Raw genomic sequence first — 6,327 nt, 5'->3', positions numbered from 1 at the left:
ATAAACCACATCGTTCCGGTTTTGCACCGGGAACACCCGAAGGTTTAAAAGATGGTTTATTTGCCGAGTGCCCGAAAGTTTGCGATAATCTTGGGTTTCGCCCAACGCTGATTCATGGCATTGGGCACAAAGGAAGAGTTATGAAACGCACCTACCAACCATCCAAGACACGTCGCGCCCGTACCCACGGCTTTCTGGTTCGCATGAAAACCCGTGGCGGTCGCGCTGTGATCAATGCACGCCGCGCCAAAGGCCGCAAGCGTCTGGCTGTCTAATGCCTTTTCGACCGTCTGGCTGTGGCCGGATGCCACTGCGGGCGGTTGATTCCAGGGTTTGGCCATCGTGCAGCGTTTGAAAACACGCCCACAATTTCAGGCCGCCCTGGCGGGTGGAACAGTCTCGCGGACAACGCATTTTGTGTTGCACCGACTGACCTTGACCCATCCCACAGACAAGCCATCGGCTCCTGCTGAACAAGTTGGGCCTGCACCTTCACCGGAGCAGGCCCTTTTTGGCTTGTTTGACGTTTGGCTGGGTGCCATGGTGCCCAAACGCTGGGCGCGTCGCGCTGTGACACGCAATGCCATCAAGCGACAAATCTATAACGTGAGCGAGCGCTTTGGCGATCGCTTGCCTGTGGCCGCCCATGTGGTGCGTCTGCGCACCACTTTTGACCGCAAACAATTCATCAGCGCCACCTCTGAGCACCTGAAGCTTGCTGTCAGGCAAGAGCTGGAGCAGTTGTTTGAACGTGCGGTCAGGCCGGAGGTTCGCGCATGATCGTTCAGCATTTGTTGATGGGTGTGGTGCGCGGTTACCGTTTGTTGCTGAGCCCATGGCTTGGGTCGTCGTGCCGTTTTGAACCCACTTGCTCGGCTTATGCCTTGCAAGCACTGGAGCAGCATGGCGCAGCCAAGGGCGGCTATTTGACTGTTCACCGCCTGGTGCGCTGCGGCCCCTGGTGCACGGGTGGCCACGACCCTGTTCCCGCACAAGCCCCTCGCTTGTTCTCTGATTTGTTTTCCCCTACTTCGTCAAAGAAGACCCCATGAACGATATCCGTCGCACCATCCTTTGGGTGATTTTTGGTTTTTCCATGGTCCTGTTGTGGGACCAGTGGCAGATCTATAACGGCCACAAAGCCACCTTCTTCCCCAAGCCAGAAACAGCGGCGGCTGCACCAGCGGCCTCTGCGGCCAGCGCCAATGGCGTGCCTTCTGCCGCGACAAAAGCGGCAGCAGCCACACCAGGTCAGGTGCCAACGTCTGCCCCGGTCGCTTTGGACGCACCGCGCGAAAAGATCGAAGTGGCCACCGATGTGCTCAAGCTCAGCTTTGACACCGAAGGCGGCACCTTGGTGCGCTCCGAATTCACCCAGCACGCTGACTTTGTCGACAGCAGCAAGCCCTTTGTCTTGCTGGACCAAAGCAGCAGCCGCGTCTACACGGCTCAGACTGGCTTGATCGGCGGTGATTTCCCAACGCACAAGTCACCCATGAAGTTCAGCGGCGAACGCAGCTTGAAAGACGGCCAAAACGAGCTGACCTTGCGCTTCGAATCGGACGTGCAAAACGGCGTGAAACTGGTCAAAACCTACACCTTGCAGCGTGGCAGCTACGCCATCGGCGTGAAGCACGAGGTGATCAACTCCGGCACCAACAACGTGTCGCCCCAGTTGTATTTGCAGCTGGTGCGTGATGGCAACAAGCCCGCTGGCGAGTCGTCTTTCTACTCCACCTTCACCGGCCCGGCTGTTTACACCGATGCCAAGAAGTACCAAAAAGTGGAGTTCAGCGACATTGAAAAGAACAAGGCCGAAGTCGACAAAACCTCGCCCAATGGTTATGTGGCCATGGTGCAGCATTACTTTGCGACCGCCTGGTTGTTGCCCGACGGCATTCAGCGCGAAAACTTCGTGCGCAAAGTCGACACCAACCTGTACGCCGTGGGCATGATCACGCCTTTGGCCGACCTGGCACCTGGCCAATCCAAAACCGTGAGCACTCAGTTGTTCAGCGGCCCACAAGAAGAAAAAGTCCTCGAAGCCTTGGCTCCTGGCCTGGACCTGGTGAAGGATTACGGCTGGCTGGCCATGCTGTCCAAGCCTCTGTACTGGTTGCTGGACAAGCTGTTCAGCTTCATCCAGAACTGGGGCTGGTCGATCGTGGCGCTGGTGCTCTTGCTCAAGATTGCTTTTTATTGGCTCAACGCCAAGGCCTACTCGAGCATGGCCAAGATGAAGGCCATCAACCCCAAGATCATGGAGATGCGCGAACGTCTGAAGGGCGATCCGCAGAAGATGCAGCAAGAAATGATGAAGATCTACCGCGAGGAAAAGGTCAACCCCATGGGTGGCTGCTTCCCGATCATGATCCAGATCCCTGTGTTCATCGCTTTGTACTGGGTGCTGCTGTCCAGCGTCGAGATGCGCAACGCACCTTGGGTGGGTTGGATTCATGACCTGTCGGCACCCGACCCCTTCTTCATCTTGCCCGTCGTGATGACCCTCACCACCTTGCTGCAGACGGCGCTCAACCCCGCGCCACCAGACCCGATGCAAGCCAAAATGATGTGGATCATGCCGCTGGTGTTCAGCGTGATGTTCTTCTTCTTTCCTGCGGGCTTGGTGTTGTACTGGATCACCAACAACGTGCTCTCGATTGCACAGCAGTGGGTCATCAACACCCGCATGGGCGTGCCACCGCAGTTCAATCTGCCGAACTTCAAGTAAACCCCCAAGGGCCGCGCAAGCGGCCTTTTTTTGCCTTCACCACGACCGTTGACGCCATGCTCGCCAGACACCAGGAACCCATCGTTGCCATCGCCACCGCACCCGGTCGCGGCGCGGTGGGCATTGTGCGTGTCTCTGGCCGCAACCTCTCATCGCTGATTCAGGCCCTGTGCGGGCGCAGCCTCAAGCCCCGCGAAGCGACCTACCTGCCATTTGCCGATGCCGATGGCAGCCCGATCGACCACGGCTTGGCGCTGCACTTTGTGGCCCCGCATTCGTTCACAGGCGAAGACGTGCTGGAGCTGCAAGCGCATGGCGGGCCGGTGGTGTTGCAGCTGCTGGTGGCGCGCTGCCTGCAAGCTGCGGCAGAGGCCGACACGGTCACGGGGCAGCCACGATTGACGGGCTTGCGTGTGGCGCAACCGGGCGAGTTTTCTGAACGCGCCTTTTTGAACGACAAGATCGACTTGGCCCAAGCCGAAGCCATTGCCGACTTGATCGATGCCAGCACTGAAGCCGCCGCCCGCAGCGCCAGCCGGTCTTTGGCGGGCGACTTTTCCAAAGAAATTCACCTGCTGCGAGACGCCTTGATTCATCTGCGCATGCTGGTCGAGGCGACGCTGGATTTTCCAGAAGAAGAAATCGACTTCCTGCAAAAAGCCGATGCGCAAGGACAGCTGACGCGCCTGCAATCGGCCTTGATGACGGTGCTGGGCAAAGCCAAGCAGGGCGCGTTGCTGCGCGAAGGCATCAAGGTGGTGATTGCAGGCCAGCCCAATGCGGGCAAAAGCTCACTGCTCAACGCCCTGGCCGGGGCAGAGCTAGCCATCGTGACCCCCATTGCAGGCACCACCCGCGATGTGGTGCAACAAACCATCCAAATCGAGGGCGTGCCGCTGCATGTGATCGACACTGCGGGTCTGCGCGAAGGTGAAGGGGTGGACGAGGTCGAGCAAATCGGCATTGCCCGCGCTTGGGGCCAGATTGAAAATGCCGACGCGGTGCTGTTTTTGCACGACCTGACACGCACAGGCCAGGCCGATTACGACAACGCCGATGCCGACATCGCCGTCGCACTGAAAGCCCGCCTGCCCGCCAGCGTGACCGTGATCGACGTGTGGAACAAGGCCGATGCGGCCACCCAGTCAGATGAGCGCACCGGCTTGACCTTGTCGGCACGCACGGGCGACGGCTTGCAGGCGCTGCGCCAGTGGTTACTGCAGCAAGCCGGTTGGCAGCAAGCCAGCGAAGGCCTGTTCATTGCACGCGAGCGCCATGTGCAAGCGCTACACCGGGTGCGGGAGCACCTTGAAATCGCCGATGCGCACTTGGCCGCACAAGCGCAAAACCTCGACCTGCTGGCCGAAGAACTGCGTCTGGGGCAAAACGCCCTGAATGAGATCACGGGCGAGTTCAGCGCAGACGATTTGCTGGGCGTGATCTTCTCGAGTTTTTGCATCGGCAAGTGAATCGACCAAGGTCAGCCCCAAAAGCTCACGCTGGGATTGATGCGATCAAATCGCCCTGGCCCTCAACCGCGCAACAGCTTTTCTTCGGCCACCGCCAACGTTTGTGATTTGCCTGACAGCACCAAGGTGTCACCTGGGTGCAACTCAGTTTCATCGGTCACGTCTTCGGGCTGCCCATTGGCTCGGCGCAAATTGACCACGCGCACCCCCATGGCATGGAAAGCCAGGTCCTTGACCTTCTGACCCAACCAAGGCGAGGCGAGGGGCAAGCCCACAGAGGTCAAGCGCTCATGGTCAATTTCGTCCAGCGTGTCGTCGTCCGCACCATGAAAATAGCCCCGCAGCAGGTTGTAGCGGGCATCGCGCTGGTCCTGCACGATGCGGATGACACGCCGCATGGGCACGCCGACCAGCGCCAGCGCATGACTGGCCAGCATGAGGGAGCCTTCCAGCGCTTCGGGCACCACCTCGGTGGCCCCGGCCAGTTGCAGCTTTTCCAAGTCCAGGTCGTCTTGTGTGCGCACGATCACCGGCACCTGCGGGGCATGGCTATGGGTGTGGTCCAGCACCTTCATGGCGGCAGGAACGTCGAGATAGGTGATGACCACGGCACTGGCACGGGCCAAGCCCGCGGCCATCAGCGACTGCAGACGCCCGGCATCGCCAAACACCACCGAATCACCAGCCGCCGCCGCTTGGCGCACCCGGTCCGGGTCCAAGTCGAGCGCCATGTACGGAATGTTTTCTTTTTCCAGCATGCGCGCCAGGTTTTGCCCGCAGCGACCATAGCCGCAAATGATCACATGCTTGCTGGTGTTGATCGACTTGCGCGCAATCGTGGTCATTTGCAGGGACTGCTGCAACCATTCACTGGCGACCACCTTCATGACCATGGCGTTGCTGTGCATGATGATGAACGGCGTCGCCATCATCGACAAGACCATGCTGGCCAACACCGGGTTCAACAAGGCGGGCGGAATCAGGTTGTTTTGCGATCCCAGCGTGAGCAACACAAAACCAAATTCACCGGCTTGCGCCAGATACAAACCCGTGCGCAAGGCCACGCCATTGGGCGCACCCGTCATCTTGGCCAACGCAGTCACCAGCACCAATTTGAAAATCACCGGCAAGGTGGTCAGCAACAAGACCAGTGGCCACCGGTCGACCACAATGTGCCAGTCGAGCATCATGCCAATGGTGATGAAGAACAGGCCCAGCAACACATCGTGGAAGGGGCGGATGTCCAGCTCCACTTGGTGTTTGTATTCGGTCTCTGAAATCAGCATGCCGGCAATGAAGGCGCCCAAGGCCAAGCTCAGGCCCGCCAACTCGGTGATCCAGGCCAAGCCCAGCGTCACCAGCAAGAGGTTCAGCACAAACAACTCTTCGCTTTTGCGACGCGCCACCAACGTGAGCCACCAGCGCATCACGCGTTGCCCACCCGTCATGAGCAGGGTGATCAAAACCGCCGCCTTGGCACCGGCCAGCATCAAGGCAGAAAACATCTCTTCCGCGGGCGCACTCAAAGCCGGAATCATCACGATCAGGGGCACAACGGCCAAATCCTGAAACAGCAGCACCCCGATCACTCGCTTGCCGTGCTCTGATTCCAGCTCCAGACGATCTGCCACCAGTTTGATCACGATGGCCGTGCTGCTCATGGCCATCGCACTCGACAGCACCAGGGCGGTTTGCCATTCCATCTTCCACAAGGTCGGTGCCATGGTAGCCAAGAACAAGGAAAACACCGTCACGATCACCAACGTCAGCAGCACCTGCAGCAAACCCAGACCAAACACATGCTTGCGCATCGAGCGCAGCTTGGGCAGATTGAACTCGAGGCCAATCACGAACATCAGAAAGACCACGCCGAACTCGGCCAAGTGCTTCACCCCATCCGAATTTTGTGCCAACGCCAACGCATTGGGGCCAATGACCACGCCCACGGCCAGATAACCCAGCATGGGCGGCAACTTGAGCATGCGGCAGCCCACCACACCCAACACGGCAGCCAGCAAATACAGCAGGGTCAACTCCAAAGCACTCATGCATCGATGGTAACAAGCACTTGTGACAAAACGGGCAGTTCACCCAAGCAAACAAGTGCCTTGTGTGGGCTCGAGCGCC

The 6,327-nt window shown here is 59.1% G+C and carries 6 protein-coding genes; 5 read left to right on the top strand and 1 reads right to left on the bottom strand.

The annotated features are described in order from the left end of the window. Positions 1 to 140 precede the first annotated feature (140 nt). The 5 genes from rpmH (at position 141) to mnmE (ending at position 4,200) form a co-directional block, all read left to right on the top strand. Positions 141 to 275 (top strand): 50S ribosomal protein L34, encoded by a 135-nt coding sequence (gene rpmH / locus ACZ5RG_RS15030; protein WP_005798102.1) that lies wholly within the window; start codon positions 141 to 143, stop codon positions 273 to 275. Positions 276 to 342: 67 nt separating this feature from the next. Beyond that, positions 343 to 780: a ribonuclease P protein component gene (locus ACZ5RG_RS15025; RefSeq protein WP_026036847.1), complete on the top strand. Its 438-nt coding sequence runs from the start codon at positions 343 to 345 to the stop codon at positions 778 to 780. Continuing rightward, on the top strand, positions 780 to 1,052 hold the full coding sequence (gene yidD / locus ACZ5RG_RS15020; protein ID WP_464448221.1) for a membrane protein insertion efficiency factor YidD: 273 nt from the start codon (positions 780 to 782) through the stop codon (positions 1,050 to 1,052). Before ACZ5RG_RS15025 ends, yidD begins: the two co-directional genes overlap by 1 nt. After that, on the top strand, positions 1,049 to 2,731 hold the full coding sequence (gene yidC, locus ACZ5RG_RS15015; RefSeq protein ID WP_464447477.1) for a membrane protein insertase YidC: 1,683 nt from the start codon (positions 1,049 to 1,051) through the stop codon (positions 2,729 to 2,731). The genes yidD and yidC overlap by 4 nt, the downstream gene beginning before the upstream one ends. A 56-nt stretch (positions 2,732 to 2,787) precedes the next feature. Further along, positions 2,788 to 4,200, top strand: coding sequence for a tRNA uridine-5-carboxymethylaminomethyl(34) synthesis GTPase MnmE (gene mnmE / locus ACZ5RG_RS15010; protein ID WP_019431070.1), 1,413 nt, complete (start codon positions 2,788 to 2,790; stop codon positions 4,198 to 4,200). Between the two features lie 62 nt (positions 4,201 to 4,262). On the opposite strand, the gene ACZ5RG_RS15005 is transcribed toward mnmE, so the two are convergent. Beyond that, positions 4,263 to 6,248 (bottom strand): monovalent cation:proton antiporter family protein, encoded by a 1,986-nt coding sequence (locus ACZ5RG_RS15005; RefSeq protein ID WP_019431069.1) that lies wholly within the window; start codon positions 6,246 to 6,248, stop codon positions 4,263 to 4,265. Positions 6,249 to 6,327 lie beyond the last annotated feature (79 nt).

Source organism: Limnohabitans sp. TEGF005 (genome assembly GCF_055394835.1).
This window is presented reverse-complemented; position numbering and strand designations above follow the sequence as displayed.